This is a genomic window from Pseudomonas corni, assembly GCF_057128765.1.
Genome location: NZ_JBSKHW010000003.1, coordinates 148,311 through 174,642, shown reverse-complemented (window position 1 = coordinate 174,642; position 26,332 = coordinate 148,311). Strand labels below are relative to the sequence as shown.

The following is a 26,332-nucleotide window of genomic DNA, read 5'->3' as shown; positions in this document are numbered from 1 at the left end:
GGGAACCGCCCCATGCCAAATACGCAAAAAATCGCCATCGTCGGATCAGGTCTGGGCGGAGCCGCAGCGGCCACGCTGTTGCAGAAAGCGGGATTCAAGGTTGATGTCTACGAACAGGCCGCCGAGTTCTCGCGCATCGGCGCCGGGATCCACATGGGTCCAAACATCATGAAGATCTTCCGTCGTATGGGCATCGAGCAGCAGCTCAGCGACATGGGTTCGCACCCGGATTTCTGGTTCAGCCGAGATGGCGCCACAGGTGACTACCTGTCGCGGATTGCATTGGGCGAGTTCTCGCTCAAGGAATACGGCGCGGCCTACATCACCGTTCACCGCGGCGACCTGCATGCGCTGCAGATGTCGACCCTGGCGCCGGGCAGCGTGCATTTCAGCAAATGCCTGACCACCCTTGAAGAATCCGAAAACGGCGTGCGTCTGAATTTTGCCGACGGCACCCACGCCGACGCTGACATCGTCATCGGCGCGGACGGCATCAACTCGCGTATCCGTGAAGAACTGCTGGGCGTGGAAAAACCCCTGTACAGCGGCTGGGTCGCCCACCGCGCGCTAATCCCGAGCGAAGTACTGACCAAGTACAAACTGGATTTTGAGAACTGCGTGAAGTGGTGGAGCGAGGACCGGCACATGATGGTCTACCACACCACCGGCAAGCGCGATGAGTACTACTACGTGACCGGCGTGCCACACCCGGAATGGGATTTCCAGAGCGGTTGGGTCGATAGCAGCCAGGACGAAATGTACGAAGCCTTCGCTGGCTACCACCCCACCGTGCAAGCGCTGATCGAATCCACTGGCAGCGTGACCAAGTGGCCGTTACTCAATCGCAATCCGCTGCCGCTGTGGAGTCGTGGTCGTCTGGTGCTGCTGGGCGATGCCTGCCACCCGATGAAGCCGCACATGGCCCAGGGCGCCGGTATGGCCATCGAAGATGCCGCGATGCTGACCCGCTGCCTGCAGGAAACCGGCCTCACCGATTACCGCACCGCGTTCAAACTTTACGAAGCCAACCGCAAGGAACGCGCTTCCCGCGTGCAGGCTGTTTCCAACGCCAACACGTGGCTGCGTACCCAGGAAGATCCGGCCTGGGTTTACGGTTACGACTTGTACGGCCAAGACCTGAAATCCGAGGTGAGCGCATGAGCACGTTCATCCACGGCGGCAACGTTCAGGCCAATGGCATCCGTCAGCACTATTTGCGCTACGGCGGCGAACGGCACCAGAACAAGCCTGCGCTGATTCTGATTCCGGGCATCACCAGCCCGGCAATCACCTGGGGTTTTGTCGCTGAGCGGCTGGGCGGGTCTTTCGACACCTACGTGCTCGATGCGCGCGGTCGCGGGCTGTCCTCCACCGGACCGGATCTGGACTACAGCGTTGACACCTGCGCCGACGATATTGCAGCGTTTGCCGAGGCGATGCACCTGGACAGTTATCACCTGGCCGGTCACTCCATGGGCGCGCGTTTTGCAGTACGCAGTGCGGTACGTAACCCGCGCGGCCTGAAAAGCCTGGTGCTGATCGATCCGCCGGTTTCGGGGCCTGGGCGTCGGGAATACCCGGCAAAACTGCCTTGGTACGTGGACTCGATTCGTCAGTCGCAGAACGGCATGAGCGCCGATGACATGCGCGCGTTCTGCGCCACCTGGACCGAGGAGCAACTGCAGTTGCGCGCCGAATGGCTGCACACCTGCTACGAGCCGGCCATCGTCAAGGCGTTCAACGATTTCCATGACGAAGATTTCCACCAGGACTTGCCGAATTTGCCGGTCCCTGCGCTGCTGATTGTCGCGGGCCGGGGCGGTGTGATTCTGCCGGAGGACGAAGCGGAAATTCGCCAGTTGCAACCGCAGATCATGATCGCCCGCGTCGAGAACGCCGGGCACATGATCCCGTGGGACAACCTGCCAGGATTCTTCGTCGCGTTCGGCGATTTCCTCGGCCAGCCACTGACCTGATGAATGACGAAATCAGTTAGGAGGGAGCTTGCTCGCGATGGGTGCTTCAGGCAGTGACGATGCATCGCCTGTACTGGCGTCTCGCGAGCAAGCGCCCTCCTACAGCTTTCAGGCGTTGGCTTGAACAATTAATTGCACAGTGAGAGCGCCATGAGTGAAGAGCAAAGTGCAGACGCCAACTATCAGGGCGTGTGGGGCAATCGCGTTGGGTTCGGCAAAAAAGCCGCGCTGTTGATGATCGATTTCATGCAGGGCTACACCCAGGAAGGCGCGCCGCTGTATGCACCGGGCGTGGTCACTGCGGTGGCCGAAAGCGTCGAGCTGCTGGCCAGTGCCCGTGAGCACGGCGTATTGGTGGTGCACACCAATATCCGCTATCACCCGAAGCATTTCATCGACGGCGGTATGTGGGTCATCAAAGCCCCGGTGATGAAGGACATGGTCGAAGGCAATCCACTGGCGGCATTCTGTGAAGAAGTGCTGCCCACCGCCGATGAAGTGGTGATCAGCAAGCAATACGCCAGTTCGTTCTTCGGTACTTCGCTGGCCTCGCTGTTGCACGTTCAGGGCATTGATACCGTGGTGCTGGCCGGTTGTTCGACCAGCGGCTGCATTCGGGCAACGGCAGTGGATGCGGTGCAGCATGGGTTCCGCACTATCGTCGTGCGTGAATGCGTGGGGGATCGGCATTCAGCGCCCCATGAGGCAAATTTGTTCGACATCGACAATAAGTACGGCGATGTGGTGGCCAAGCAAGAAGCGATACAGCAGTTTCAAGCGGCAAGCCACAAGCGGTAAGTGACGCATGACCTGTAGGAGCGAACTTGTTCGCGAGACGGATTTGTGGGTGTACATAAATCGTCTCGCCAACAAGTTGGCTCCTACAGGTGCGGCGTACAAAACATAACAGGCCAGGAGCCACCCGATGCCCTCTGCGAACATACAAACCGCTGCGACAATCGCCGCGGACCCGATCAAGGCGCTTTACCAGAAGATCACCTGGAAGCTGATTCCCTTCCTGTGCTTCTGCTACCTGGCGGCTTACCTGGACCGCATCAACATCGGTTTCGCCAAGCTGCAGATGCTTGATCAGCTGCATTTGAGCGAGACCGCGTTCGGCTTGGGCGCCGGGCTGTTTTTCGTGGGCTACATCCTGTTTGAAGTGCCAAGCAACCTGGTGCTGGAAAAGGTCGGCGCAAAGATCTGGATCGCCCGAATCATGATCACCTGGGGCCTGCTCTCGGTGTGCACTCTGTTCGTGACCACCTCCACTCAGTTCTACGTGCTGCGATTCTTGCTCGGCGCCGCCGAAGCGGGCTTTCTGCCGGGGGTGCTGTTCTACCTGACCACCTGGTTCCCAACCTATCGACGGGGCAGGATCATCGCGTTGTTCATGATCGGTTTGCCGCTTTCGAGTGTGATCGGTGGCCCGTTGTCAGGCTGGATCATGGGCCATTTCGACATGACCGGCGGCCTGCGCGGCTGGCAGTGGCTGTTTTTGATCGAAGGCATTCCGAGCGTGTTGTTGGGCGTCCTTACGTTCTGGGCGTTGCCGAACAATCCGCAACAGGCCAAGTGGCTGGACGCCAGCGAGAAGGCCCTGCTGGAAAGCGAGCTGCGCCAGGACGACGCAGAAGGCAAAGACAGCAAACACAGCTTCCGCGACGGCTTTTTCAACCTGAAGGTCTGGATGCTCGGTGGCATCGATTTCTCGATCCTGCTCAGCGCGTATGCGATGGGTTTCTGGATGCCGACGTTCATCAAGAACGCAGGTGTGGTCGACACCTTCCACATTGGCATCCTGACCGCCCTGCCAAGCGTAGCAGCGTTGATCGGCATGTTGATGATCGGCGCAAGCTCAGACCGTCGTCGCGAGCGTCGCTGGCACATCATTGTGCCGTTCTGGATCGGTTCGATGGCAATGGCTGCCAGCACGTACTTCACCCACAGCGTCGTGATGACAGTGATTCTGTTCGCCATTGCTTCGGCGGCGATCATTGGCGCAGTGCCGGTGTTCTTCAGTCTGCCAGCGACCTTTTTGAAGGGTCGTGCGGCGGCTACCGGCTTTGCTCTGGCGTGCTCGTTGGCGAACATTGCAGGTTTGGTCAGTAACTCGATGATGGGCATCGCGATCGACGTAACCGGCAGCAGCGCCGGGGCGTTGTGGTTCTTCGCCGGGTGTCTGATTCTCAGCAGCTTTCTGGTGATTGCGTTGCCGGCCAAGCTGGTGAATCGCTGATCGCGTTTTAGTTGTAGGAGCGCGCTTGCCCGCGATTGCGGTGTGTCTGCAAACCATTCGTTGTCTGACACACCGTTTTCGCGGGCAAGCGCGCTCCTACAGGGCATCCCATTCTTTATGGAAAAATGGACATCAACCATGCAGGCATTTTTTAAAAGCTGTGCCTTGGCGCTGGCCGTCGGCCTGTCGGCCACTTCGCTGCAGGCGGCGGAGAAGGTGATTTTCGACACGGACTTCAACGTGCTCAACGATGACGGCCAAGCCTTCATCATGCTCGCGCAACTCCACGCGCAGAAGAAGATCGACCTCTTGGGCATGACGCTGGTCAGCGGGAATGCCTGGGTCGATCAGGCACAAGTCGATGCGCTCAAGGCAGTCGAGCGCATGGGCGTGGAGAAGGACGTCGGCGTGTATTCCGGCGCGGCCTATCCATTGCTGCATGACTTTGCCACGTACCCTCAGGAACAGGCGCTGTTCGGCTCCGGCTGGCCCGGCGCGTTCAAACACCCGCGCCCGACCTCCCCCTCGCAATTGGTTGCGCCACCCGATGGCCTGGCCACCCATACCAAACTGCGCAACGAGTCGGCCGCGCAGTTCATCATCGACAGCGTCAAGCGCAACCCCCATGAAGTCACGCTTCTGGCGGTCGGGCCGTTAACCAACGTGGCGCTAGCGATTCGCACCGCGCCGGAAATCGTGCCGCTGATCAAACGCATCGTGTACATGGGCGGCGCGATGGAAATCCCCGGCAATACCACCCCGGCGGCAGAATTCAACTGGTGGTTCGACCCGGAAGCAGCACGCATCGTCCTGCGTTCCACTGTCGAGCACGTGATATTCCCTAACGACGTGTGTGAAAAGGTCACCTTCGATGCGTCTGTCTATAACCGCGTCATCGCCAAAAAGGGCGTGATCCCGGACCTCTACAAAGCCGTGCTCGGCCCAGAGTTCGACAAGGACCCGGCGTACCACAGCTTCACGTGGGACAGCCTGCCCGCGCTGTACCTGGTGCATCCGGAACTGGTGACGGAATCCAAAGACGTGTGGGTTGATGTCGATGCGCATTTCGGCCCGGATTACGGCCGTTCGATGGCCTACAAAAAAGGCGCGCCGGTGGGCACGCAAAAGGCCAAAGTGGTTTACGGCATCAACCAGAAGGCGTTCTGGGATGAATACGTGTCGCTGGTGACGTTGCCTGCGCCGGTGAAGCACTGAACCCATCCCTCAGACCGGGCTGAATACCTGTAGGAGCGAACTTGTTCGCGAGGCGCCATACCTGACACACCGCAGCGTCGGGCTCGCCAACAAGTTGGCTCCTACAGAAGCCGGTTATTCCTGACACACCGCAGCGTTAGGCTCGCCAACAAGTTGGCTCCTACAGAAGCCGGTTATTCCTGACACACCGCAGCGTCAGGCTCGCCAACAAGTTGGCTCCTACAGGTGTGGGCGCACGCCTCGGATGGATTAACGCTCCCGGCCTGCTGATTTGTCTTCTACCCTTCGTTAGCGGGAACGCCTGAGCATCCCCACGCTCAGAGTCTATGCACCCGCCCACGAGGAACCGTCATGAAAACCCTGATCTCTCTGGCAGAACTGAACGACGCCGACCTCAGCGCCTTCAACGAAATCTGGCTGTCATCAGCCTCTTCACTTGCCGAACACGGCCCCAAAGAAGACCAACTGTGTCTGTGGCGCGCCAACCAACTGTTCACTCACGACATGCTCAGCGAAGGCACCCACGGCCAAAACGTCACCCGCGTGTGGCTGGTCCCCGATGACATCGACGACACAGCCAACGTCATGGAAATAGAAGACGCCGTGCGCGCGCGTCTGACCGAATTGAATCTCGATGGCGAGTTCTATCCCGCAGAGCAAGGTGATACGCACAGTTCGGTGGCGTGACAGTGAACAAAAGGCGCCGGGTTCAACCCGAATCACTCTGTAGGAGCCAACTTGTTGGCGAGTCCAACACCGCGGTGTATCTGTCATGCCCTCTCGCGAACAAGTTCGCTCCTACAGGTTTGCTCTACTTCTTCAACGCGTCATACGCCTCCAGCGCATGCAGCGAGTAGATATAAGCCGCCCCGGCGTTGAGCGAGATAGCCGTGGCCAGCGCGGCAGCCACTTCTTCACGGGTGGCGCCAGCCGCGATCGCAGCTTCAGAATGCGCGCCAATACACCCGTCGCAGCGGGTCGTAATCGCCACCGCGAGGGAAATCAGCTCCCGCGTCTTGGCGTCCAGTACGTTGTTTTCGGCTGCAGCGTCACCCAGCGTCATGTAGGCCTTGACCATTTTCGGGTTGGATTTGGACAGTGCGCCGAAGGACGTTTTGATGGTAACAACCAGGTCTGACCAGTTGCTGAACATGAGGGCATCTCCTGAGAACGGCGACTGACTGCGCCGATTCAGGGCAGTCTGTGCCAGTGGCAGTAGGCAAAAATTGTGCGTTTGGCTCATTTTTTTGGGTCTCAAATGGATGCCAACGCAGTACTTTCACTCTAGTCCACGTATCACGCCCCACCACGCCCTGTAGGAGCGAACTTGTTCGCGAGGCGGCCTTCCCGGTTCTGCGCACTGTTGTCCCGCCAACAAGTCGGCTCCTACAGATTTGCGCAACCCTAACCCGGCGGCGTCGCACCCAACTGCTTCCACATCTTCTTGGTAATCCGCTGTTTGTTTTTGTAACCAGCCCAAGGGTCGGACTTGAGCTTGCGCAGCCGGGCCTGAAGATTAGCGACGTTCCATTGCGATGCGGATTTGAGCGTCGTCAATTCGTCCCTAGTGATCGGCACTGACACCGGCAATCCCGGCCGTGCGCGCACGGAATAGGCCGTCGCAGTGCTGGCGCCACGGGTGTTGCGCAGGTAGTCGATAAAGATTTTCCCGACCCGGTTTTTCGGCCCCATCACCGCGGTAAATCGCTCAGGCAACTTGTCGGCGATGAACTGCGAAACCGCTTTGCTGAAACCCTTGACCGTTTCCCAGTCGGCACCCCGCGCCAGCGGCACGATGATGTGAATGCCCTTGCCGCCGCTGGTCTTGATGAACGCCTCAAGGCCCAGCTCGTCCAGCACCGCCAGCGTCATGGTGGTGGCTTCGATCATGCTGCGCCACGGCAATACAGGGTCCGGGTCCAGATCGAGAACGAAGTGATCCGGCGTTTCGATTTTGTCGCTGGTCGCGCCCCACGTGTGCAGTTCGATGGTGCCCATCTGCGCAGCACCGACAAGCGCCTGGACGCTGTCGATTTCCATCAGCCGGGCGTGGCCGGGATCAAGTTTGGGGTCCAGTTGCTTGATGTTAGGGATTGCCAGCCGGTCTGAATGCTTCTGGAAAAACTGCTCGCCCTCGACGCCTTCCGGACAGCGCACCAGTGCCACCGGACGATGCACCAGATGCGGCAGAATCCAGTCGGAAATCGACTCATAAAAATGCGCCAGATCAATTTTGTGCAGGCCGCTCTCGTTGTCGATAACTCGTTCTGGATGGCTGATTACCACCCCGGCGACTTCGACTTTTCCCTTCACAGCGCGCTTGGCGGGAGCAGCTTTTCCATCCTTTTCATTGGCGGTTATCGACGCCTTGGACTTGAACGGGGGCTTCACGTCCTTGGGTGTCTTCGGGTATTCATGCACCACTTCGCTGGCCGGTTTATCGGTGCGCAATGCGATGAACGAGGCATGGCGGATAATGCCTTCGCGGGTCCATTCCCCGAACTCGGCCTCCCCCACCAACTCCGGTTTGATCCAGTGCACGCCGCGCGCCTGGGCGCTGGTGAGTTTCTTCTCCAACGGCGAGGCATCCTGCTCCAGCGCCTTCATCTGCTCGTACATCTCATCAAGCATTTTCTGATTGAACCCGGTGCCGACTCGCCCGGCATACACCAATCCGGCGCCCTCCTCGTTGACCGCCAGCAACAACGCGCCAAATCCGGTGCGCGTGCCTTGTGGCCGGGTGTAGCCCACGATCACAAATTCCTGGCGCTGCTTGCACTTGAGCTTGATCCAGTCCGGGCTGCGCTTGGCCCCATAGACACTGCCGGCGCGCTTGCCGATCACGCCCTCCAACGACAATGCGCGGGCGCTTTCGACGATATCGCGGTGATTGGCCGCGAAGGCATCAGAGAACCGCAGCAGTCGACTGCGCTGCTTGCCCAGCAGCTTTTTCAGGGCCGCGCGACGGTCCTCAACCGGCGCCTGGCGCAGGTCCTCGCCATCGAGAAACGGCGCGTCAAACAAGTAGTAAACGATATCTTTGCTGCGGCCGATTTCGAACGCATTTTGCAGCGCCTGGAAATCCGGGAGCCCGGCGTCATTGAGCATCACTGCTTCGCCGTCCAGCCAGCCATCGCCAAGCTTCATCGCCGTCAGCGCTTTGGCCTGCAGGGGCAAACGTTCGGTCCAGTCATGGCCATTGCGGGTGAACAGCCGCACCTCGCCCCCCAGAATGCGCGTCATGATCCGGTAGCCGTCAAATTTGATCTCGTACAACCAATCGCCTGCGGGCGGGGTGTCCACCAGGGTCGCCAGCTGCGGCGCAAGTTTTTGCGGGACAGCCGCCTTTTTGCCCCGCGTTTTTTTTGCAGCCGGTTTGGGTGCGCCGGCTTTGCTGGCTGTCTTGCGGGATGGGGCTGCGGAAGCTTTCTTTCTGCCATCGCCCACCGTTGCGCCGCTGACCACGCTTTGCGGCTGGTCAACCACGATGTCGTACTCATCCTGCGAGCGCACGGCCTCGTCCTTTTCCTTGATCAGCAGCCACTGCTCCTTGTCACCGCTGCCGCGCAGACGAGTGCGCACCAACGCCCATTCGCCGGTGAGTTTCTCGCCAATCAGGGTGAATTTGAGTTTGCCGTCCTTGTAGGTTTGCTGCGGATCACCATGGGGCTGCCATACGCCGCGATCCCACACGATCACGTCGCCCGCACCATATTGGCCCTCAGGGATGCTGCCCTCAAAGGTGCCATAGCCCAGGGGGTGATCCTCGACGTGAACGGCCAAGCGCTTGTTTTTCGGGTCCAGACTAGGGCCTTTGGGCACCGCCCAACTTTTCAGCGTGCCGTCGAGTTCCAGGCGAAAGTCGTAATGCAGGTTTCGGGCATCGTGTTTATGGATGACGAAGCTCAAGGCCTGATTCTTGTTTTTGGACCCGCGTTTAACCGCAGTTTCAGCTGGCTCTGAAGTGACGTCGAAATTACGTTTGCGCGTGTATTCGCTGACAGGCTTGGCCATGATCGATTAACCCTCTGCACCGGCTGACGGATCTTCACCTGTGAATGGCGCTCACCGGATGAAGGCGCTCAGGACGCCTTGGTGGTTTTTTTCCTGGCAGGGGCACGCCGTTTGGCCGGAACTGCTTCGTCTGCGGCGGCGGTTTTGCTCTTGCTGGCAGGCTTGGATTTGCTGGTGGTTTTGGCAGAACTGCCTTTGCTGCCCAGGCTGCGTTTGAGCAATTCGGTGAGATCGATCACATCGGCAGACTTGCGCTCGGTTTCTCCGGCATCGGTCTCGACGTCTTCGATCTTGCCTTCACGGGCCTTGGTCTCGACCAGTTCCATGATCTGTTCCTGGAAGGTGTCACGGTACTCGTCTGGCTGCCAGTCGGCACTCATGTCCTGAACCAGGCGCTTGGCCATTTCCAGTTCGGCTTTGCTGAGTTTGGCGTCGGTCACCTCTTTGGTCAGCTCCAGCGTATCGAGGCTGCGTACTTCGGCTGGCCAGCGTAGAAGCACCAGCACAATCGCCTCTTCCAGCGGCATGACTGCCGCCAGGTGCTGGCTGGTGCGGATGACCACATTGGCCAAAGCGACTTTTTTGGTGTCGATAAGGGTCTGGCGCAGCAACGCGTAAACCTTCTCGCCGCGCTTGTCGGGGGCCAGGAAGTAAGGCGTGTCGATATTTTGAAGGGGGATCTGGTCGGCATCGACAAAGCCAAAAATCTCGATGGTCTGGGTCGACTTAGGGTGCGCCGAGCGAATTTCCTCTTCGCTGATGACCACGTATTGGCCCTTCTGGTACTGCACGCCCTTGACGATGTTTTCCTTGTTGATCTCTTTGCCGGTGACCTTGTTGATGCGCTTATAGCCCACCGGGTCCATGCTGCGCTTGTCGAGCCAGTCAAAGTCGACACCCTGCCGCGACGTGGCAGAAACCAATGCCACCGGAATATGCACCAGCCCGAAACTGATCGCGCCCTTCCAGATTGCCCGAGCCATTGCCTTATTCCTTGAGGGGTTGTGTCTAGCAGTGACCGGGGTGCGGGGGGAAAAGTTTCGACGGGGTGACGGGTGAAGCAGAAAACGGAATTTACAACCAGATAGCGTCCCAGAGTGGGTAGTCGCCGACGCGGTTTACCAGTCCTGCGCGAAGGGGATTGGTAACGATATAGCGTGCTGCCTGTTGCAGATCTTCGTCACGGCGAAGCGCTCGGTCGTGGTAGCCCTTTTGCCAGACGGCCCCTGGGTGGCCCGTTCGATCTTTGAAAGCTTGGCTGCTTCGAGACTTGAATCGGGACATGAGCGCCGATAACGAACCTTGCTCAAGAGTGATAAGCCAATGCAGATGATCAGGCATCACGACCCAGGCCATGGATCGGATCAGTCCTTCGCGCTCCATGTACTGAAGTTGATGGACAACGATGCGACCCAGGCGCCAATCGGCAAAAAATGGTTGTCGCTGATGGGTAACCGTAGTGAGCAGATAGACGTGCCCAACGCCCGAATAACGACCTTTACGTAATTGGTGTCCATTGAAGTCATGCACTCCTATGCCCTCCCTGGCTTCGACATGAACCCAGATTAGGCATGAATGTACCAATTGCGAGAAGACTGCATTTCGAGGTGTGTCAGGCAGATCGCTCGCAGCCTTCGGCGGCTCGTCAGCTCCTACAGATGAACGCGGATACCTGTAGGAGCTGACGAGCTGCCGAAGGCTGCGATGCGGTTTTGGCGGGGGGCATCTGCGTCACTGAAGCCGCCCTCGGCATCAATCAATCCTCATGCTTATCCAAAGTTCGCAACTTCGCGGGCAAGGCCCACATCAGCAACGCCGCAGCCAGCAGGCTCGAAACCCCGATCACATACAACGCTGGCGTGGTGCTGCCGGTCAGATCTTTGATGCTGCCGACCATCACCGGGCTGACGATGCCGCCGAACTGGCCCAGGGTGTTGATCAGTGCGATACCGCCAGCCGCTCCTGCGCCAGCACCTGCGAGCAACTTGGGTGGCAAGGTCCAGAACGCTGGAATGGAGGCTACGATTCCGGCGCCGAGCATGGCCAGGGCGACGATCAGGAACACCGTGTGCTGGGCAAAGATGCCGGCGCTGAAGAAACCAACCGCCCCCAGCACCACCAGCCCGCAAACGAACTTGCGCCGCTCACCCGTGGCATCTGACAAACGCCCCACCACGACCATGCTGATCGCCCCGAAGATGTACGGGATCGCCGTGAGCAAGCCAATGATCACCGGGCTTTCCGTCCCGGCACTGCGAATCAGCTGAGGTGCCCAGAAATTCAAGCCATAGGACGCCACCTGAATCAGGAAGTAGATAAAGCCGAGCATCAGAAAACCAGGCATTTTCAATGCAGTCAGCAGCGAGCCACCGTGCTTGTTCGGCTCGTGGTGAGCAATACGGCTGGAGAGATAGGTTTTTTCTTCGCAGGTCAGCCAATGGGCGTCGGTGACTTTGTCTTTGAGCACTTTCAAGACTACGAAACCCAGTCCGATACACGGGATGCCGCCCAGCAGGAACAGCCAGTGCCAGCCGCGCATCTGCATGACGCCGTCCATGTGGCCCAGCACCAGCCCCGACACCGGTGCGCCGATCAATCCGGCAAAGGCCGATGCCAGGAACAACGTCGAAGTGATGCGCCCCCGATAAGTTTGCGGAAACCACAGCGTCAGGTAATACAGCACGCCCGGTGCGAAACCGGCTTCCATCGCGCCGATGATGAACCGCAGCGTGTAGAACTGCCATTCACTGGTGACGAAGATCATCAAAGCGGTGGCGACGCCCCAGGACATCATGATCCGGGCGATCCAGCGCCGGGCGCCAACCTTGTACAGCATGATGTTGCTAGGCACTTCAAAGAGCACGTAACCGACCACGAACAACCCGGCGCCCAAGCCATAAGCGGTGTCGCTCAGGCTGAGGTCACTTTGCAGCTGGAACTTGGCGAAGCTGATGTTGATGCGATCGAAAAACGCGAACAGATAACACACCATGATCAGCGGCATGATGCGCCAGGCGACCTTGCGAATCAGGGCTTTTTCCGCGCTGATTACCTCGGGGAGGCTGCGGTCGGGATTCAGAGCAGAGAGCGTCATTGCAGTTTCTCCAGGCGGGCTTCCCGGTGGGTGCCCGTTTGTTTTTGTTGTCTGGCCGGACGCTCAGGCGCCCGGGTTTACGGCGTGTTGCAGTGGCGTTCAGGCTGGCAAATTGTCCGGTGCAGGATGCAGGTCGCAGTTGCGCCCGGCCTTGGCCACCTGACCGGGCATTTCATGGCCAAGCAGGTCGGGTAGACGGCGGGACAGCGTGAGCAAATGCGGCAGGTTGATGCCGGTGTCGATGCCCATTTCCTGGCACAGGTTTACCAGGTCTTCGGTGCAGATATTGCCGGACGCCCCCGGCGCAAACGGACAGCCACCTAGCCCGCCCAAAGACGCATCGAAGCGCCGCGCCCCTGCTTCGTAGGCTGCGAGCACGTTGCTCAATCCAAGCCCTCGGGTGTTGTGAAAATGCAGGGTCAGTGCCGACGCGGGCAGGCGTTGCAGTACCCGTTGAACCAGGCGATACACCTGACGCGGGTTGGCCATGCCGGTGGTGTCAGCCAGGGTCACGCCCTGCATGCCCAGTTCCAGGTACGCATCGACGATCTGCAGCACCACGTCTTCGTCGATCACGCCCTCGAACGGGCAACCAAACGTTGTCGCGATCGAGCCGTTAAGGCTCACGGACGTGCCCTGGGCCAGCGTCACCACATCGCCAAACGCCGCCAGCGATTGCTCGCGACGCATGCGCATGTTCGCCAGGTTATGAGTCTGGCTGGCGGACATCACCAGGTTCAGCTCATCGGCCCCGGCCTCCAGAGCACGTTGAGCGCCCTTGAGATTGGGGATCAACGCGACATAGGTCACTCCTGGCTGGCGACGAATGCCACGAAACACTTCATCACCATCTCGCAGTGCCGGAATCGCTTTGGGCGAGACGAACGATCCTGCTTCGATGCGGGAAAATCCTGCCAGCGACAGCTGATCGATCAGCGCGATTTTGTCGGCGGTCTCGACCCACTTCGGTTCGATCTGCAGGCCGTCACGGGGGGACACCTCTTGAACGATCAGGCGCTCGGAAAAATCAGTGATCATTGCACCACCCCTTCAGTCTTCAGGCGTTCGATGTCGGCGGCGCTCAAGCCCAGGCTGTCGAGCACGCTGTCGGTGTGCTGGCCCAGGCTCGGGCCTTGCCAGTTCACGCCGCCTGGGGTTTCGGACAGTTTGGGCACGATGCCCGGCATCTTGACGCTGGCGCCGCCCGGCAACTGGGCATCGAGGATCATGTCCCGCGCCTGGTAATGCGGATCGGCAACGATGTCGGCCACGTTGTAGATGCGCCCGGCTGGAACTTCAGCCGTTTCCAGCGCCTTCAGCACGTCATCGATGGGCAGGCTGGAAGACCATTGGCTGATAGCGTCGTCGAGCATGTTGCTTTGCGCCGCGCGGCCATCGTTATGGGCGAACTCAGGATTTTCACCCAGGTCATTACGGCCGATGACGTTCATCAGGCGCTTGAAGATCGGGTCGCTGTTACCGGCGATGACCACGTACGCGCCATCGCCGGTGGGGTAGGTGTTGGACGGCGCGATGCCCGGCAACGCACCGCCGCTGCGCTCACGCACGTGGCCCATCATGTCGTATTCCGGCACTAGGCTTTCCATGACGTTGAACACGCTTTCAGCCAGAGAGACATCGACAATCTGACCGTCGCCCTGCCCGGTTTTCACCCGCAGCAACGACATCAGCGCGCCCATGACCGCGTGCATCGAGGCCAGTGAATCACCCAGACTGACGCCCACTCGCGCCGGTGGAGAACCCGGCGTGCCGGTGGTGTAGCGAATGCCGCCCATGGCCTCGCCAATGGCGCCGAAGCCGGGGCGATCACGGTAAGGCCCGGACTGGCCGTAGCCGGAAATCCGCACCAGCGTCAGTTTCGGGTTCAGCGCGTGCAGCACGTCCCAGCCCAGGCCAAGCTTTTCCAGCGCACCGGGCCGCAGGTTTTCGATCAGCACGTCGGTGCTCTCGGCCAACTGCTTGACGATGGCGATGCCTTCGGGAGATTTGAGGTTAAGCGCGAGGGATTTTTTGTTGCGCGACTGCAGGTACCACCAGAGGGAGGTGCCTTCGTGGAGTTTTCGCCATTTACGAAGAGGATCGCCCTGACCCATCGATTCGATTTTGATGACTTCGGCACCGAACTCAGCCATCAGGCGAGCGGCGAACGGGGCGGCGATCAGCGTGCCGATTTCGATCACGCGAATGCCGGTGAGAGGGGCAGTCATGGTTCGTACCTCAGTCTTTCTTGGAATTTGGACCAAGACTAAGGGACAAGCTGTCGGACAATCCAACCGTCAGATGGCAATGGGCGTTCGCGAAACGCGAAGGGATGGATTTACTGATCCCCTGTAGGAGCCAACTTGTTGGCGAGAGCCGGAGCGGCGCGGGCGCAGGTCTATCGTCTCGCGAACAAGTTCGCGCCTACAGACGATTTGCGTCAGGCATCCGCAAATGCTCGAACAGCAACCGGCTCACCGGCGACAGCGACTCATGCTCGCGCGTGACCAGGATCAACGTACGTTCTGACCAGTCATCGTTCAGCGGAACGGCAGTCAGGCCCAGCGCACGTCCGAACAGTTCGTAAGCCTGTTGTGGCAGTACGCCGATGCCCATATCGGCCTGAACCATGCGGCACACGGCGTCGAAACCCGGCACGTGAATCCGCAGACGCAGCATGCGCCCCGCCGCTCTGGCCGCTGCGTGGATGCGCATATTGATGGAGCTTGCGGCATGCAGCCCTACCTGATCGAACTCCAGGGTTTCGGGAAACCCCACTTGCACGAGCGTGGCCAGCGGGTGATCGCCACGCATCACCACCACCAGCTTGTCCCGGCGATAGGGCACGCTGACCAGTTCTTGCACATTGGTGTCTTCGGAGCAGATGCCGATATCAGCGACGCCATCGACGATCCCCTGCACCACCCCGCCGCTGGGGCGCTCCTCCAGATCAACTTTCACCTGCGCATGACTGGCGACGAACGCGTGCAAATCCTCAGGCAGAAATTGAATGATCGCCGACAGGTTCGCCAGCATCCGCACGTAGCCGCGCAGCCCTTGAATATGCTCGCCCAGTTCCAGCCCCATTTTCTCTACATCGAACAACATGCGCCGGGCGTGGTGCAGCAGGGTTTCGCCAGCAGCAGTCAGGGTCATGCCCTTGGCATTGCGCACGAACAGGCCAATACCCAACGCCTCTTCCAGTTCCATCAGGCGCTTGCTCGCCGCCGACACCGCAATCGCCTCGCGAGCAGCGGCGCGGGTCAGGGTGCCTTCTTCGTGGACGGCGACAAACAGCTGCAGTGTGATCAGGTCGAGGCGACGGATGAGGCTTTTGTGCAGCATGGCGAACTCTCGGCGGCGAAGTGGACGAGAGGATAGTGCCATTTGCACTGGCCGCGCAGACTTATGCCATCTCGATCGGCGCCGTTGTGCATCAAAGCGCTGAACCCTGATGATTGATCCGGCTCGTAGACATAAGCGTTGCTTTGAACAACTCGCGGTATGCTCAGGCGCGTTCCATTGCATCAATCCCCCAATGAACAGGAGATCACTATGACTCACCCATCGGCTCTGCCCAGCGCTGGAAAAATGATTACCTATCGTCGCCCCGACGGCAAAGAAGTGAGCGGCTACCTGGCCAGCCCGGAAAAAACCGAAGGCGCGCCAGCGGTGGTGGTAATTCAGGAATGGTGGGGCTTGAACGATCAGATCCGGGGCGTGGCCGACCGACTCGCAGCGTCGGGCTATCTGGCGCTGGTGCCGGATCTTTTTCGCGGAAAGTCGACAGTGGAGGAAGAAGAAGCTCACCACTTGATGGACGGCCTGGACTTCAGTGATGCGGCCACCCAAGACATCAAAGGCGCCGTGCAATACCTCAAGGGCTACACGCCCAACGTCGCAGTGACAGGCTTCTGCATGGGCGGTGCATTGACCCTGCTGGCGCTCGATGCCATTCCGGAAATTTCTGCGGGCGTGGTTTGGTACGGCTGCCCGCCTCTGGAATATCTGGACGCCACCGCTATCAAGGTGCCGGTACTGGCGCACTGGGCAACCCAGGATCTGTTCTTCCCGGCTGAAACGGTCGATGCGCTAGAAACCAAACTGAGTGAAGGCGGCGTCGAGGCAGAGTTCCATCGCTACCTCGCCCACCATGCCTTTGCCAACGAAACAGCGGTCGGCTTCGGGCGTATTGCCGGTACTCAATATGATCCGGTGTGGGCGCAACTGGCGTGGGACCGGACCCTGACGTTCCTTGGCAAAACGTTGTGGAAGAGCTAATGCACCATCGCTGACGCACTTCTGTAGGAGCGAATTTATTCGCGAGCGGCCGTCAAGGCTGGCACCGGTTTAAGGCCTCTCGCGAATAAATTCGCTCCTACAGAAACGATGTCTGCCGCAACATTACCGCACCGGATCGATCGTCCCATCCACCGGGTCCGGCGGCACGTCGCCGTCCTGGCTGGTGTCGATGCTGACCACCACCGACATCCCCGGTCGCAGGCGATCAACCTCGGGTTGATCACCATCAACCGTAATCCGCACCGGGATGCGCTGGGCAATTTTCACGAAGTTGCCGGTGGCATTGTCTGCGGGCAACAGGCTGAATTCAGAGCCTGCTGCTGGTGAGATCCGCTGCACCCGACCGTGCATCTTGAAATGCTCCAGCGCATCCACCGTGAAGGTAACCGGTTGGCCCAGACGCACGTTGGCCATCTGTGTTTCTTTCATGTTGGCGATGATCCAGCGCGGACGCGGCACCAACGCCATCAGTTGCGCGCCGGAATTGACGTATGCCCCCAACCGCACGCCGATCTGCCCCAACTGTCCGTCACGGGGCGCTGTGATGCGGGTGTTGCTCAAATCGATGCGCGCCAGCTCGATGGTCGCCTTGGCGTTCTCCACCGATGCCTCAAGCGACCCGCGATTGACGATCACGGTTTGCAGGTCCTGGCGGGCAATTTCCAGCGTCGCCTTGGCCTCGGCCACTGCCGCCTTGGCTTGGGCATCGGCGGCGCGGGTCACGTCCAGCTCGCTTTTGGACACTGAGCCGTCGCTGACCAGGGCGCTGTTGCGTTTCAAGTCGGCCGCCGCTTTCAGACCTTGGGCGATAGCACTTTCAACCGCCGCCTGACGCTGGAGGATCGTTGCTTCGGCACTGCGCCGTTGTTGCAGATTATTGGCCAGCGCCGCCTGCTGAACGCCCAACTGCGCTAATCCCTGATCCAGATGTTGCTTGTAAATGCGGTCGTCGATACGCACCAGCAAATCGCCCTGCTTGACCCACTGGAAATCCTGCACCGGCACTTCATACACATAACCGCTCAGTTGCGGCCCGATCAGCGTGGTTTGCCCGCGCACCAAGGCGTTTTCAGTGCTCTCGATGGGGCTGCTGAACGGCGGCAGTTGCCAGGCATACAGAACGATGAGCACCCCTGCCAGGGCGATGCCACCAAACAGGATCGACGACACCAGCCGCACCCGGGCCGAACGCGGCTTGTTGGTAGAAGGCATCGCCGCGGGCGCCGGTGCCGGGCCTTGAGATGCTTGCTGGGTGGACGTTTCAGCGTTGCCGGACGGCGGCGTTGTCGGTTCTGTCATGAAGGGTTAGCGCCAATGGATTGAGCAGGAGGTGTCGGTGTGCTTGGGGTAAACGGTGCCACGGGTTCGGTGGTCATCCACATCCAGACCGCGCGGGTGCTGATCCAGATCATGGTCAAAATGGCGATCACGGCAATCAGCATGAACACGTCGTTGTAAGCCAGGACATTGGCCTCACGGGAAGCGATGGCCGCCAGCGAGCGAATACCCTGGCTGGTCTGCGCCGAAGGATCGGCCAGCGCTGAGGCGTAACTGCCACTGGCGCTTTGCAGACGCGATTGCATCAGCGGGTTGATCAGCGACAAATGCTCGTTGATATGGCCGGAGTGAAATTTCTCCCGCACCACTTGAAAAGTGCCCAACAGTGACGAGCCGATCAAGCCGCCAACATTTTGGGTGATCCCGAACAGCACCGAAAAGCTGACCATGTTGCGCGGGTTGCTGATCACCCCGCTGATGCCGAGGATCAGCGTCGGCCCGAGGAAAAACGTACCGCCAAACGCCAGCAAAAACTGGCTCAGGTACATGTTGGACTGACGCGTCAGGCTGGTGGAGAAGCTGTCCATCAAAGAACCGGTGGCCATGAGCGCCAGTGCAATGATCAGCGGCAGTAACAAATGCTGAGGGTTAATCGTCAGCGCGCTGACTACCAAGCCCGCCAGACTGCCCATCAACATAAAGAAATACAGCGTGTGCAGTTGCTCGCTGCCCATGTTGAGATTTTGCAGAAAGCCTACTGCGCCGGTGGCCTGTTCCGAAAGCACGATACGCGACAGGATCACACCCAACGCCAGCCGTAGTATCCGGCCGCTGCCCAACCAGCGAGTGATCAGCAAAGGGCGCTGGCGATTATGCTCAATCGCCAGGCCCGCGAGGATCAACACGATGGAGCCGGCCAGCGCCATGCCGATCCAGGGCTCTTCGAACCACCATTCGATACGCCCCAGGGACAGCGCTGCACACAGCAATGCAAACCCTGTCGCCAGCAAGGCAAAGGTCAGAAAATCCAGCGGTTCAAAAGCTTTGAATCGGTCGCCGGGGGGTAATTTGAGTGTCAGGACGCAACCCAGCGACAACAGGCACATGCCCAGCTCGAACAGATACAACCCGCGCCATTCTGCGATTTGCAACAAATCTTCGGATACCAGCCTGGCGAGCGGTATCGCCAGTTGCGCAGTGCCCAACCCCAACACCAGGGCTTTCATCCGCCACTTCTGCGGGAAGGCCTGAATCATGTAATACAGGCCAAGCGAACTCAGGGCAGCGCCGACCATGCCGTGGGCGGCGCGCACCGCGATGGCTGAATTCAAATCATTGACGAAGAGATGCGCGAACGTGACCAGGGCGTACAGCACCAGAAACACTTCGGTGAACGCACGCAAACCGAACTGCTGCCGAAACTTCACCAGCAACAGGTTCATCGACACGTTAGTCATGACATACGCCGCTGGCAGCCAGGCGATCTCCGCCTGCGTTGCGCCCAGCGGGCCCTGCAGATAAGGCAGGTTGGCCACCACCAGTGCATTGCCCAGGCCGCCGGTCAGGGCAACGATGATCCCCACCAGCGCAAACGCCACCCGCTTGGGCGTGGAGTGCAACGGAGTCGAAGGAGACCCCGGTATCGTCGGTCGCTCGTGGGGCGCCCAGTCATGGGGCTTGTACTTATCGTTCATTGAGCAGACCTGATGAATTCGTTCCTGAGACCGTTCGCGGGAGGATAATACTCACAATCTATACATATAGCGGTTTCGCAGAACGGCGCAGGACAGTTGGCGAGACTTGTTCACAGCTTGCCTATTGCTTGACCATAGATATAATGCGCGAACGAAGCGACTGACCGGATGAGATCGAGCGCTTCCTGGCTGGAGAAATCCAGTGATCACGCAAGGTGATCCAAGGCGCAAGCCAAGCGGTGTCCGGATAGCTTTACCCAATACGAAAAAGGTGCCTGATGGCACCTTTTTTCGTTTCAGCGTTTGGTTGAGACCGGTTTGCCGGTAAAGACCTTCGCGCAGAGCAGCACGAATGAAATCTTGCCAAGAATGTTTGGAGAAGCCCGCAGGGGGCTCTCAGGATATGCGCTCTCAACCACCATGTTGAGATCCCAGCGCTGCCGATCGGCAACCGGAGTGCGGCGCAGCTCAAAAAACACGTGATAAGGACCCTGTGGGTCGTTGATCGTCATCGAATAGACCCAGTTTCGTCTGTGGGCAGTCTGGCTTACCTTAGTGCGCAAATCGACGAAACCGGAAATCAGCTCACGCAGGCCCAGAGATAGACGGTAACGGATCGGGCAATAGCTACGCGCTCGCCGCCCGGCGTCCATGAGAATCGGGTGCCCGGTCGGATGGAAGGCGGGATCGTACCCGCGAGTGAAACAATGATTGCTGAATCGCACGCCTATTTTCAGCGCCCTGCCCGCTAGCTTGCTGTCGATCGGGAGTATGAAAGGATTGAGGTGGTCCAGGGCAATAATCTGATCATCCACGATCAGAACGTCAAAAAAAGACATAAGCGGTCCGTGCTGTTTGGCTGGCAATGCGGCCGGGGATATTTGCACAAGCCCGTGACATCACCAACGTAAACGGTGTCGGACGTTTCTGGTTTTTATGACATCACCCACACACTCCGTCGGCAGCACCGGACAGGCAGGAGTCAATAGTCTTTACTTGTCGATTCGCCCTTTCTCACCACGAGGATTCATGTCCATGAAGATCCCAGGTCCTGATCATCCCATCACCATTGCCCCGCTTTCGGGCACGGTAAGCGTGCATTTCAACGATATGCTGGTTGCCAGGAGCAGTAAGGCACTAGAGCTGAGAGAGGCTAGATACCCGGCGGTTATATACATACCCCGTTCGGATATTTCGATTGAACATTACGAAAAGACCGTGCATCAAAGCCATTGCCCCTACAAAGGCGACGCCAGCTATTTCAGCCTAAAAGCAGGCGCCAAAACCGCTGAAAACGCAGTCTGGACTTACGAACACGTCTATCCCGCCGTGAAGGACATCGAAGGCCACGTCGCCTTTTACCCTGACAAGGTGGCGATTTCCGTCGATTGAACACGGCATGGCAGTAAGTGCGCACTGGGGTTCACACACAAAGCAGGCCCGGAGAAAGACCGATGACGCGCCATTCACGCGAGCTACGCGATGCACCCGCCAGCAACGACCTTTGCGCACGCTATCAAAGCGTGCGAAGTCGCACTGAGCGTCTCGTCGCGCCACTCAGCCCCGAGGACATGGTCGTCCAGTCGATGCCCGACGCGAGCCCGGCCAAATGGCACATTGCTCACACCACCTGGTTCTTCGAAACCTTTTTGCTGACCCCGAACCTGGCTGATTACGCGCCGTTCGATCCGGCGTTCAATTACCTGTTCAACTCTTATTACGAAGCCGTCGGCCCACGTCACCCTCGCCCACAGCGCGGTTTGATGACGCGCCCTGGTGTGGATCAAGTCCTGGCCTATCGCAAGCATGTCGATGAGCACATGGCTAATCTGCTGATGGCCGGCGTATCCAGCGAGCTGGCGAGCCTGATCGAACTGGGCCTGGCCCATGAAGAACAGCATCAGGAATTGCTGCTGATGGACATTCTTCATCTGCTCAGCCTGTCGTCGCTCAAACCAGCCTATGATGTGCATTGGCCTGCGGACGCTCCGGGCCGTCGTGGTCAGTTCAAGCCATTGGCGGGCGGCCTGACGCAAATGGGCCATGGCAGCGCCAAGTTCGCCTTCGACAACGAAGGACCCCGCCACACCACGTACCTGCAACCGTTTGAAATCAGTGATCGGCTGGTTACCAATGGCGAATGGATGAGCTTCATTGCAGACGGCGGCTATCACACCGCAGCGCTGTGGCTGTCCGAAGGCTGGACGCTGATCCAGGAGAACGGCTGGAATTCGCCGCTGTACTGGCAGCACGACGACAACGGCTTCAAACGCATGACCCTGCGCGGGCTCGAAGACATCGACCCCGCCGCGCCGGTCACGCACATCAGTTATTACGAAGCCGCGGCGTTCGCCAATTGGGCCGACGCTCGCCTGCCCACAGAGGCTGAGTGGGAAGCAGCCGCTCGCGCCGGGTTGCTGGAGCAAGTGGACGATGTGGCCTGGCAGTGGACGCAGAGCGCTTACAGTGCTTATCCCGGCTTCAAGCCGTCGATGGGCGCGGTTGGTGAGTACAATGGCAAATTCATGGTCAACCAAATGGTGCTGCGTGGCGGCGCCAGCGTGACGTCACCGGATCATTGCCGGGTGACGTACCGCAATTTTTTCCACGCGGATAAACGCTGGATGGTGTCCGGGTTGCGTCTGGCCCGGGACAGTCGTCAGCCTGGAGTGGTCAACCCCAATGACAGCGAATTTGCCCGCGACGTGATCGCTGGCCTGTCGGCACCGACCAAGAATCTGTCGCCAAAGTATTTCTACGATGCCAACGGTTCAGACCTGTTCGAAGCCATTTGTGAAACCGCCGAGTACTACCCGACTCGCGCAGAAACCGGTCTGTTGAAAAACACCGCCGCGCAGATCGCCGCCTCGATTCCACAGGGTGCCGCTTTGATTGAATTTGGCAGCGGCGCGAGTGAAAAGACCCGTCTGGTACTGGATGCGGCGCCGCATATCGCGGTGTACGTGCCCATCGACATCAGCGCCACGGCGCTTAATAAAGCAGCATTGGCATTGCGTCAGCGCTATCCGCAGCTGATCGTCGCGCCCCAAGTCGACGACTTCACCCGTGTGCTGACGCTCCCTCAAGAAGCTAACGGGCATACCCGCGTGGGCTTTTTCCCCGGATCGACGATCGGTAACTTCACCCACGATCAGGCGGTTGATTTCCTCCATGCCGCCCATGATGTGCTGGGCACGAACGCGCATTTCATTGTTGGCGTGGACCTGGTCAAGGACGCCGCCACGCTGGTGGCTGCTTATGACGATGCCGAAGGCGTGACCGCGCGCTTCAATAAAAATCTGCTGACGCGTATCAATCGCGAACTGATGGGGAATTTCAACGTCCATGCCTTCGAGCATCTGGCGGTCTGGAATGCAGAGCAGGCGTGCATGGAAATGCATCTGGTCAGCCAAGTGGAGCAGGTGGTGAAAGTGGCGGGCCACAGTTTCCACTTCGCAGCTGGGGAACGGCTGCACACCGAGAACTCACACAAATTTACCGTAGAGTCCTTTACCGCCCTCGCCGCCCGCGCTGGCTGGACGGTGAGTGAACACTGGATCAGCGAGTCTCCGGAAGTGGCGTTGTTCAGTCTGCAGGCGTAACCGGTCAACGATCTGTAGGAGCGAACTTGTTCGCGAGACGGCAATTTGGGGATATCCCTCAAGGTCGCCTCGCCAACAAGTTGGCTCCTACAGGATGTGTCACCCGTTCCACATCGCGCCGAATCCCGGCTCTTGCTTCTGCCCGAAGGGCGTAGGAGCCCTGCTTGCAGGCGATCGGCCGGGAACCGGTCGTGAATGTTTCACCGCGACTGTTCAGACCGACCGCATTTGCAGGGCTAACTGCCGCTTCGCGCCAGATCGTCGGCAAGCCAGACTCCTGCGGCCTCCGGCCAGAAGCAATGGCATGCGCGTTACGCCCTTGGTCGCGGTATCGTGCTCTTGCTTCTGCCCGAAGGGCGTAGGAGCCCTGCTTGCAGGCGATCGGCCGGGAACCGGTCGTGAATGTTTCACCGCGACTGTTCAGACCGCCCCCCTGGCCTGATGCATTTATGCCCAGCCCCGTTGCAGGATTGTTCGTTGTCATTTGCAAATCTGCGCTGTTAGCATCCAGCACAGCTCTGCGAATGCACTACCCTCTTTGCGAGCAAGCCTCGCTTCAAGACCCAGCGATTTCTCAAGACATTACCGAGCGTTGCAATGTCCCATCAGAATAAAAACAGAACAACAACAGGGAGTCCGTGATGACGGCACAGGTAGTACCGGCCCAGCCTGCCACTGCACGATCCACCCACGATTACGTACTGGCCGAAGTTCGCAATCATATCGGCCATCTCACCCTCAACCGTCCAAACGCATTGAATGTCATCGATCTGGACATGGTCCGTTGCCTTCACGCGCAACTCGATGCCTGGGCGCAGGATGATCAGATCTATGCTGTCGTACTGCGCGGCACGGGGGAAAAAGCCTTCTGCGCGGGCGGCGATATTCGCGCGCTTTACGACAGTTTCAACAACCACGGCACCTTGCATCAGGACTTCTTTGAAGAGGAGTACGCCCTGATTCTGGCCCTGCATCACTACCGCAAGCCGGTAATGGTCCTGATGGACGGTCTGGTACTCGGCGGCGGCATGGGTCTGGCGCAGGCGGTGGATTTGCGGGTCGTCACCGAGCGCACGCGGCTGGGGATGCCGGAAGTTGCCATCGGCTATTTTCCGGATGTCGGCGCCAGCTACTTTTTGCCACGGCTGCCGGGAGAGCTCGGGGTGTACCTGGGCGTGACCGGGGTGCAGATTCAGGCGGCGGACGCGCTGTACTGCGGTCTGGCGGACTGGTACCTGCGCAGTCAGGACCTGGCCCGGCTGGACAAACAGCTGGACGCTCTCATCTGGCAAACCAACCCGCTCAAGGATTTGCAAGGGGTGCTGGCAAGCATCGGCAGTCAGCAATTGCCCGACCCAGGACTGGCGGTCCTGCGACCGACGATCGATCATTTCTTTGGATTGCCGGACATCGCCAGCATCATCGAACAACTACGTGCCGTGACACTGTTCGACACCCACCATTGGGCCCTCTGCACCGCCGACATCATGGAGACTCGCTCTCCCTTGGCGATGGCCGTCACCCTGGAAATGCTCCGCCGTGGGCGGCATCTGCCACTGCAAGCGTGCTTCGCCCTGGAGCTGCACTTGGACCAGCAATGGTTTGAGCGCGGCGACCTGATAGAAGGCGTTCGCGCGCTGATTATCGACAAAGACAAGAAACCGCACTGGAACCCGGCTCACGTCAGCGCGCTCGACGCTCAGCACGTCGCCAGTTTCTTCAGCGGTCAAGAGGCCCTGACATGAACGATCTGGAACTGACCGAAGAACAAGTCATGATTCGCGACATGGCGCGTGACTTCGCCAAAAACGAAATCGCCCCCCACGCGCAAGCCTGGGAAAAGGCTGGCTGGATCGACGACGAAGTGGTCGGCAAGATGGCTGATCTGGGGCTGCTGGGCATGATCGTGCCCGAAGAATGGGGCGGCACTTACATCGATTACGTCGCCTACGCCCTCGCCGTGGAGGAGATTTCCGCAGGCGACGCAGCAACCGGCACGCTGATGAGCGTGCACAGTTCAGTGGGCTGCGGCCCGGTGCTCAATTACGGCAGCGACGAGCAAAAGCAGACATGGCTTGAAAAACTTGCCAGCGGCAAGGCGATCGGCTGTTTTTGCCTGACCGAGCCGCAGGCCGGTTCCGAGGCGCATAACCTGCGTACCCGCGCCGAACTGCAAGACGGCGAATGGGTGATCAACGGCGCCAAACAGTTTGTCAGCAACGGCAAACGCGCCCAGTTGGCCATCGTGTTCGCGGTGACCGATCCGGACCTGGGCAAGAAGGGCATTTCAGCGTTTTTGGTCCCCACCGATAACCCCGGTTTCACGGTTGATCGCATGGAACACAAGATGGGCATTCGCGCCTCGGACACCTGCGCCGTGACCCTGACCAATTGCCGCGTACCCGCCGGCAGCCTTTTGGGTGAGCGCGGCAAAGGGTTGTCGATTGCCTTGTCCAACCTTGAAGGCGGACGCATCGGCATTGCCGCGCAAGCCCTGGGCATCGCCCGCGCGGCCTTTGACGCAGCGCTGGTTTACGCTCGTGAGCGGGTGCAGTTCGACAAGCCGATCATCGAACACCAGAGCGTCTCCAATATGCTGGCCGACATGCACACGCGCATCAACGCCACACGCCTGTTGATCCTGCACGCCGCCCGTTTGCGCACGGCAGGCAAACCCTGCTTGTCCGAGGCCTCACAGGCCAAACTGTTCGCCTCGGAAATGGCCGAATGGGTGTGCTCCAAAGCCGTGCAAATCCACGGCGGTTACGGCTATCTGGAGGATTACCCGGTGGAGCGTTACTACCGGGACGCGCGGATCACGCAGATTTACGAAGGCTCCAGTGAGATCCAGCGCCTGCTGATCGCCCGGGAACTGCGCCACTACAGTCTTTGAGCATGCCGGAGCGGCCTGCGCCTGA

The 26,332-nt window shown here is 59.4% G+C and carries 22 protein-coding genes; 11 read left to right on the top strand and 11 right to left on the bottom strand.

The window, feature by feature from the left end; genetic code table 11:
• Positions 1-12 precede the first annotated feature (12 nt).
• From ACWKV9_RS07860 to ACWKV9_RS07835, 6 genes are all read left to right on the top strand, one after another.
• Positions 13-1,161, top strand: coding sequence for an FAD-dependent monooxygenase (locus tag ACWKV9_RS07860; RefSeq protein WP_483835525.1), 1,149 nt, complete (start codon positions 13-15; stop codon positions 1,159-1,161).
• A complete protein-coding gene (locus ACWKV9_RS07855; RefSeq protein ID WP_483835524.1) occupies positions 1,158-1,976 on the top strand; it encodes an alpha/beta fold hydrolase in 819 nt (272 codons plus the stop codon). Before ACWKV9_RS07860 ends, ACWKV9_RS07855 begins: the two co-directional genes overlap by 4 nt.
• Before the next feature lie 150 nt (positions 1,977-2,126).
• Positions 2,127-2,774: an N-carbamoylsarcosine amidohydrolase gene (locus ACWKV9_RS07850; protein ID WP_483835523.1), complete on the top strand. Its 648-nt coding sequence runs from the start codon at positions 2,127-2,129 to the stop codon at positions 2,772-2,774.
• Between the two features lie 127 nt (positions 2,775-2,901).
• Entirely contained in the window at positions 2,902-4,215 is a 1,314-nt protein-coding gene (locus tag ACWKV9_RS07845; protein WP_483835522.1) for an MFS transporter, read from the top strand.
• Positions 4,216-4,353: 138 nt separating this feature from the next.
• Positions 4,354-5,430 (top strand): nucleoside hydrolase, encoded by a 1,077-nt coding sequence (locus ACWKV9_RS07840; RefSeq protein ID WP_483835521.1) that lies wholly within the window; start codon positions 4,354-4,356, stop codon positions 5,428-5,430.
• A gap of 351 nt (positions 5,431-5,781) precedes the next feature.
• A complete protein-coding gene (locus tag ACWKV9_RS07835; protein WP_483835520.1) occupies positions 5,782-6,117 on the top strand; it encodes a hypothetical protein in 336 nt (111 codons plus the stop codon).
• A gap of 124 nt (positions 6,118-6,241) precedes the next feature.
• On the opposite strand, the gene ACWKV9_RS07830 is transcribed toward ACWKV9_RS07835, so the two are convergent.
• The 8 genes from ACWKV9_RS07830 to ACWKV9_RS07795 all read right to left on the bottom strand — a co-directional run bounded on the left by ACWKV9_RS07830 (position 6,242) and on the right by ACWKV9_RS07795 (position 15,883).
• Entirely contained in the window at positions 6,242-6,583 is a 342-nt protein-coding gene (locus tag ACWKV9_RS07830) for a carboxymuconolactone decarboxylase family protein (protein WP_483835519.1), read from the bottom strand.
• 251 nt (positions 6,584-6,834) lie between these two features.
• Positions 6,835-9,444 carry a DNA ligase D gene (gene ligD, locus ACWKV9_RS07825; RefSeq protein WP_483835518.1) on the bottom strand — a complete coding sequence of 870 codons (2,610 nt, stop codon included), beginning with the start codon at positions 9,442-9,444 and terminating at the stop codon, positions 6,835-6,837.
• A gap of 68 nt (positions 9,445-9,512) precedes the next feature.
• Positions 9,513-10,427: a non-homologous end joining protein Ku gene (gene ku, locus ACWKV9_RS07820; protein WP_483835517.1), complete on the bottom strand. Its 915-nt coding sequence runs from the start codon at positions 10,425-10,427 to the stop codon at positions 9,513-9,515.
• A 91-nt stretch (positions 10,428-10,518) separates the two neighbouring features.
• Positions 10,519-10,980, bottom strand: a complete 462-nt coding sequence (locus ACWKV9_RS07815) for an REP-associated tyrosine transposase (protein WP_483835709.1) — start codon at positions 10,978-10,980, stop codon at positions 10,519-10,521.
• Between the two features lie 220 nt (positions 10,981-11,200).
• Positions 11,201-12,538 (bottom strand): MFS transporter, encoded by a 1,338-nt coding sequence (locus tag ACWKV9_RS07810; protein WP_483835516.1) that lies wholly within the window; start codon positions 12,536-12,538, stop codon positions 11,201-11,203.
• Between the two features lie 99 nt (positions 12,539-12,637).
• A complete protein-coding gene (locus ACWKV9_RS07805; protein ID WP_483835515.1) occupies positions 12,638-13,576 on the bottom strand; it encodes a hydroxymethylglutaryl-CoA lyase in 939 nt (312 codons plus the stop codon).
• Positions 13,573-14,766: a CaiB/BaiF CoA transferase family protein gene (locus ACWKV9_RS07800; protein WP_483835514.1), complete on the bottom strand. Its 1,194-nt coding sequence runs from the start codon at positions 14,764-14,766 to the stop codon at positions 13,573-13,575. The genes ACWKV9_RS07805 and ACWKV9_RS07800 overlap by 4 nt, the downstream gene beginning before the upstream one ends.
• 196 nt (positions 14,767-14,962) lie before the next feature.
• Positions 14,963-15,883, bottom strand: a complete 921-nt coding sequence (locus ACWKV9_RS07795) for a LysR substrate-binding domain-containing protein (protein WP_483835513.1) — start codon at positions 15,881-15,883, stop codon at positions 14,963-14,965.
• Positions 15,884-16,093: 210 nt separating this feature from the next.
• On the opposite strand from ACWKV9_RS07795, the gene ACWKV9_RS07790 reads away from it, so the two are divergent.
• Positions 16,094-16,819, top strand: coding sequence for a dienelactone hydrolase family protein (locus ACWKV9_RS07790; protein WP_483835512.1), 726 nt, complete (start codon positions 16,094-16,096; stop codon positions 16,817-16,819).
• A gap of 123 nt (positions 16,820-16,942) precedes the next feature.
• Here ACWKV9_RS07790 and ACWKV9_RS07785 read toward each other — a convergent pair whose 3' ends face one another.
• The 3 genes from ACWKV9_RS07785 to ACWKV9_RS07775 form a co-directional block, all read right to left on the bottom strand.
• Positions 16,943-18,139, bottom strand: coding sequence for an HlyD family secretion protein (locus ACWKV9_RS07785; RefSeq protein WP_483835511.1), 1,197 nt, complete (start codon positions 18,137-18,139; stop codon positions 16,943-16,945).
• On the bottom strand, positions 18,136-19,812 hold the full coding sequence (locus ACWKV9_RS07780) for an MFS transporter (protein WP_483835510.1): 1,677 nt from the start codon (positions 19,810-19,812) through the stop codon (positions 18,136-18,138). Before ACWKV9_RS07780 ends, ACWKV9_RS07785 begins: the two co-directional genes overlap by 4 nt.
• Positions 19,813-20,108: 296 nt before the next feature.
• Positions 20,109-20,651 (bottom strand): hypothetical protein, encoded by a 543-nt coding sequence (locus ACWKV9_RS07775; protein WP_483835509.1) that lies wholly within the window; start codon positions 20,649-20,651, stop codon positions 20,109-20,111.
• A gap of 190 nt (positions 20,652-20,841) precedes the next feature.
• Here ACWKV9_RS07775 and ACWKV9_RS07770 point away from each other — a divergent pair, with 190 nt between their 5' ends.
• The 4 genes from ACWKV9_RS07770 to ACWKV9_RS07755 all read left to right on the top strand — a co-directional run bounded on the left by ACWKV9_RS07770 (position 20,842) and on the right by ACWKV9_RS07755 (position 26,307).
• Positions 20,842-21,204, top strand: a complete 363-nt coding sequence (locus ACWKV9_RS07770) for a DUF427 domain-containing protein (protein ID WP_483835508.1) — start codon at positions 20,842-20,844, stop codon at positions 21,202-21,204.
• A gap of 62 nt (positions 21,205-21,266) precedes the next feature.
• Positions 21,267-23,414, top strand: a complete 2,148-nt coding sequence (gene egtB, locus ACWKV9_RS07765; RefSeq protein WP_483835507.1) for an ergothioneine biosynthesis protein EgtB — start codon at positions 21,267-21,269, stop codon at positions 23,412-23,414.
• Positions 23,415-24,055: 641 nt separating this feature from the next.
• The gene (locus tag ACWKV9_RS07760; RefSeq protein ID WP_483835506.1) at positions 24,056-25,159 is read left to right on the top strand and encodes an enoyl-CoA hydratase/isomerase family protein; all 1,104 of its coding nucleotides are present in this window, start codon (positions 24,056-24,058) and stop codon (positions 25,157-25,159) included.
• Positions 25,156-26,307, top strand: a complete 1,152-nt coding sequence (locus ACWKV9_RS07755) for an acyl-CoA dehydrogenase family protein (protein WP_483835505.1) — start codon at positions 25,156-25,158, stop codon at positions 26,305-26,307. The genes ACWKV9_RS07760 and ACWKV9_RS07755 overlap by 4 nt, the downstream gene beginning before the upstream one ends.
• The last annotated feature ends 25 nt before the right edge of the window (positions 26,308-26,332 follow it).

Coding starts and splice junctions, on each gene's coding strand:
- ACWKV9_RS07860 (WP_483835525.1), top strand. CDS start 13: ATGCCAAATACGCAAAAAATCGCCATCGTCGGATCAGGTCTGGGCGGA.
- ACWKV9_RS07855 (WP_483835524.1), top strand. CDS start 1,158: ATGAGCACGTTCATCCACGGCGGCAACGTTCAGGCCAATGGCATCCGT.
- ACWKV9_RS07850 (WP_483835523.1), top strand. CDS start 2,127: ATGAGTGAAGAGCAAAGTGCAGACGCCAACTATCAGGGCGTGTGGGGC.
- ACWKV9_RS07845 (WP_483835522.1), top strand. CDS start 2,902: ATGCCCTCTGCGAACATACAAACCGCTGCGACAATCGCCGCGGACCCG.
- ACWKV9_RS07840 (WP_483835521.1), top strand. CDS start 4,354: ATGCAGGCATTTTTTAAAAGCTGTGCCTTGGCGCTGGCCGTCGGCCTG.
- ACWKV9_RS07835 (WP_483835520.1), top strand. CDS start 5,782: ATGAAAACCCTGATCTCTCTGGCAGAACTGAACGACGCCGACCTCAGC.
- ACWKV9_RS07830 (WP_483835519.1), bottom strand. CDS start 6,583: ATGTTCAGCAACTGGTCAGACCTGGTTGTTACCATCAAAACGTCCTTC.
- ligD (WP_483835518.1), bottom strand. CDS start 9,444: ATGGCCAAGCCTGTCAGCGAATACACGCGCAAACGTAATTTCGACGTC.
- ku (WP_483835517.1), bottom strand. CDS start 10,427: ATGGCTCGGGCAATCTGGAAGGGCGCGATCAGTTTCGGGCTGGTGCAT.
- ACWKV9_RS07810 (WP_483835516.1), bottom strand. CDS start 12,538: ATGACGCTCTCTGCTCTGAATCCCGACCGCAGCCTCCCCGAGGTAATC.
- ACWKV9_RS07805 (WP_483835515.1), bottom strand. CDS start 13,576: ATGATCACTGATTTTTCCGAGCGCCTGATCGTTCAAGAGGTGTCCCCC.
- ACWKV9_RS07800 (WP_483835514.1), bottom strand. CDS start 14,766: ATGACTGCCCCTCTCACCGGCATTCGCGTGATCGAAATCGGCACGCTG.
- ACWKV9_RS07795 (WP_483835513.1), bottom strand. CDS start 15,883: ATGCTGCACAAAAGCCTCATCCGTCGCCTCGACCTGATCACACTGCAG.
- ACWKV9_RS07790 (WP_483835512.1), top strand. CDS start 16,094: ATGACTCACCCATCGGCTCTGCCCAGCGCTGGAAAAATGATTACCTAT.
- ACWKV9_RS07785 (WP_483835511.1), bottom strand. CDS start 18,139: ATGACAGAACCGACAACGCCGCCGTCCGGCAACGCTGAAACGTCCACC.
- ACWKV9_RS07780 (WP_483835510.1), bottom strand. CDS start 19,812: ATGAACGATAAGTACAAGCCCCATGACTGGGCGCCCCACGAGCGACCG.
- ACWKV9_RS07775 (WP_483835509.1), bottom strand. CDS start 20,651: ATGTCTTTTTTTGACGTTCTGATCGTGGATGATCAGATTATTGCCCTG.
- ACWKV9_RS07770 (WP_483835508.1), top strand. CDS start 20,842: ATGTCCATGAAGATCCCAGGTCCTGATCATCCCATCACCATTGCCCCG.
- egtB (WP_483835507.1), top strand. CDS start 21,267: ATGACGCGCCATTCACGCGAGCTACGCGATGCACCCGCCAGCAACGAC.
- ACWKV9_RS07760 (WP_483835506.1), top strand. CDS start 24,056: ATGACGGCACAGGTAGTACCGGCCCAGCCTGCCACTGCACGATCCACC.
- ACWKV9_RS07755 (WP_483835505.1), top strand. CDS start 25,156: ATGAACGATCTGGAACTGACCGAAGAACAAGTCATGATTCGCGACATG.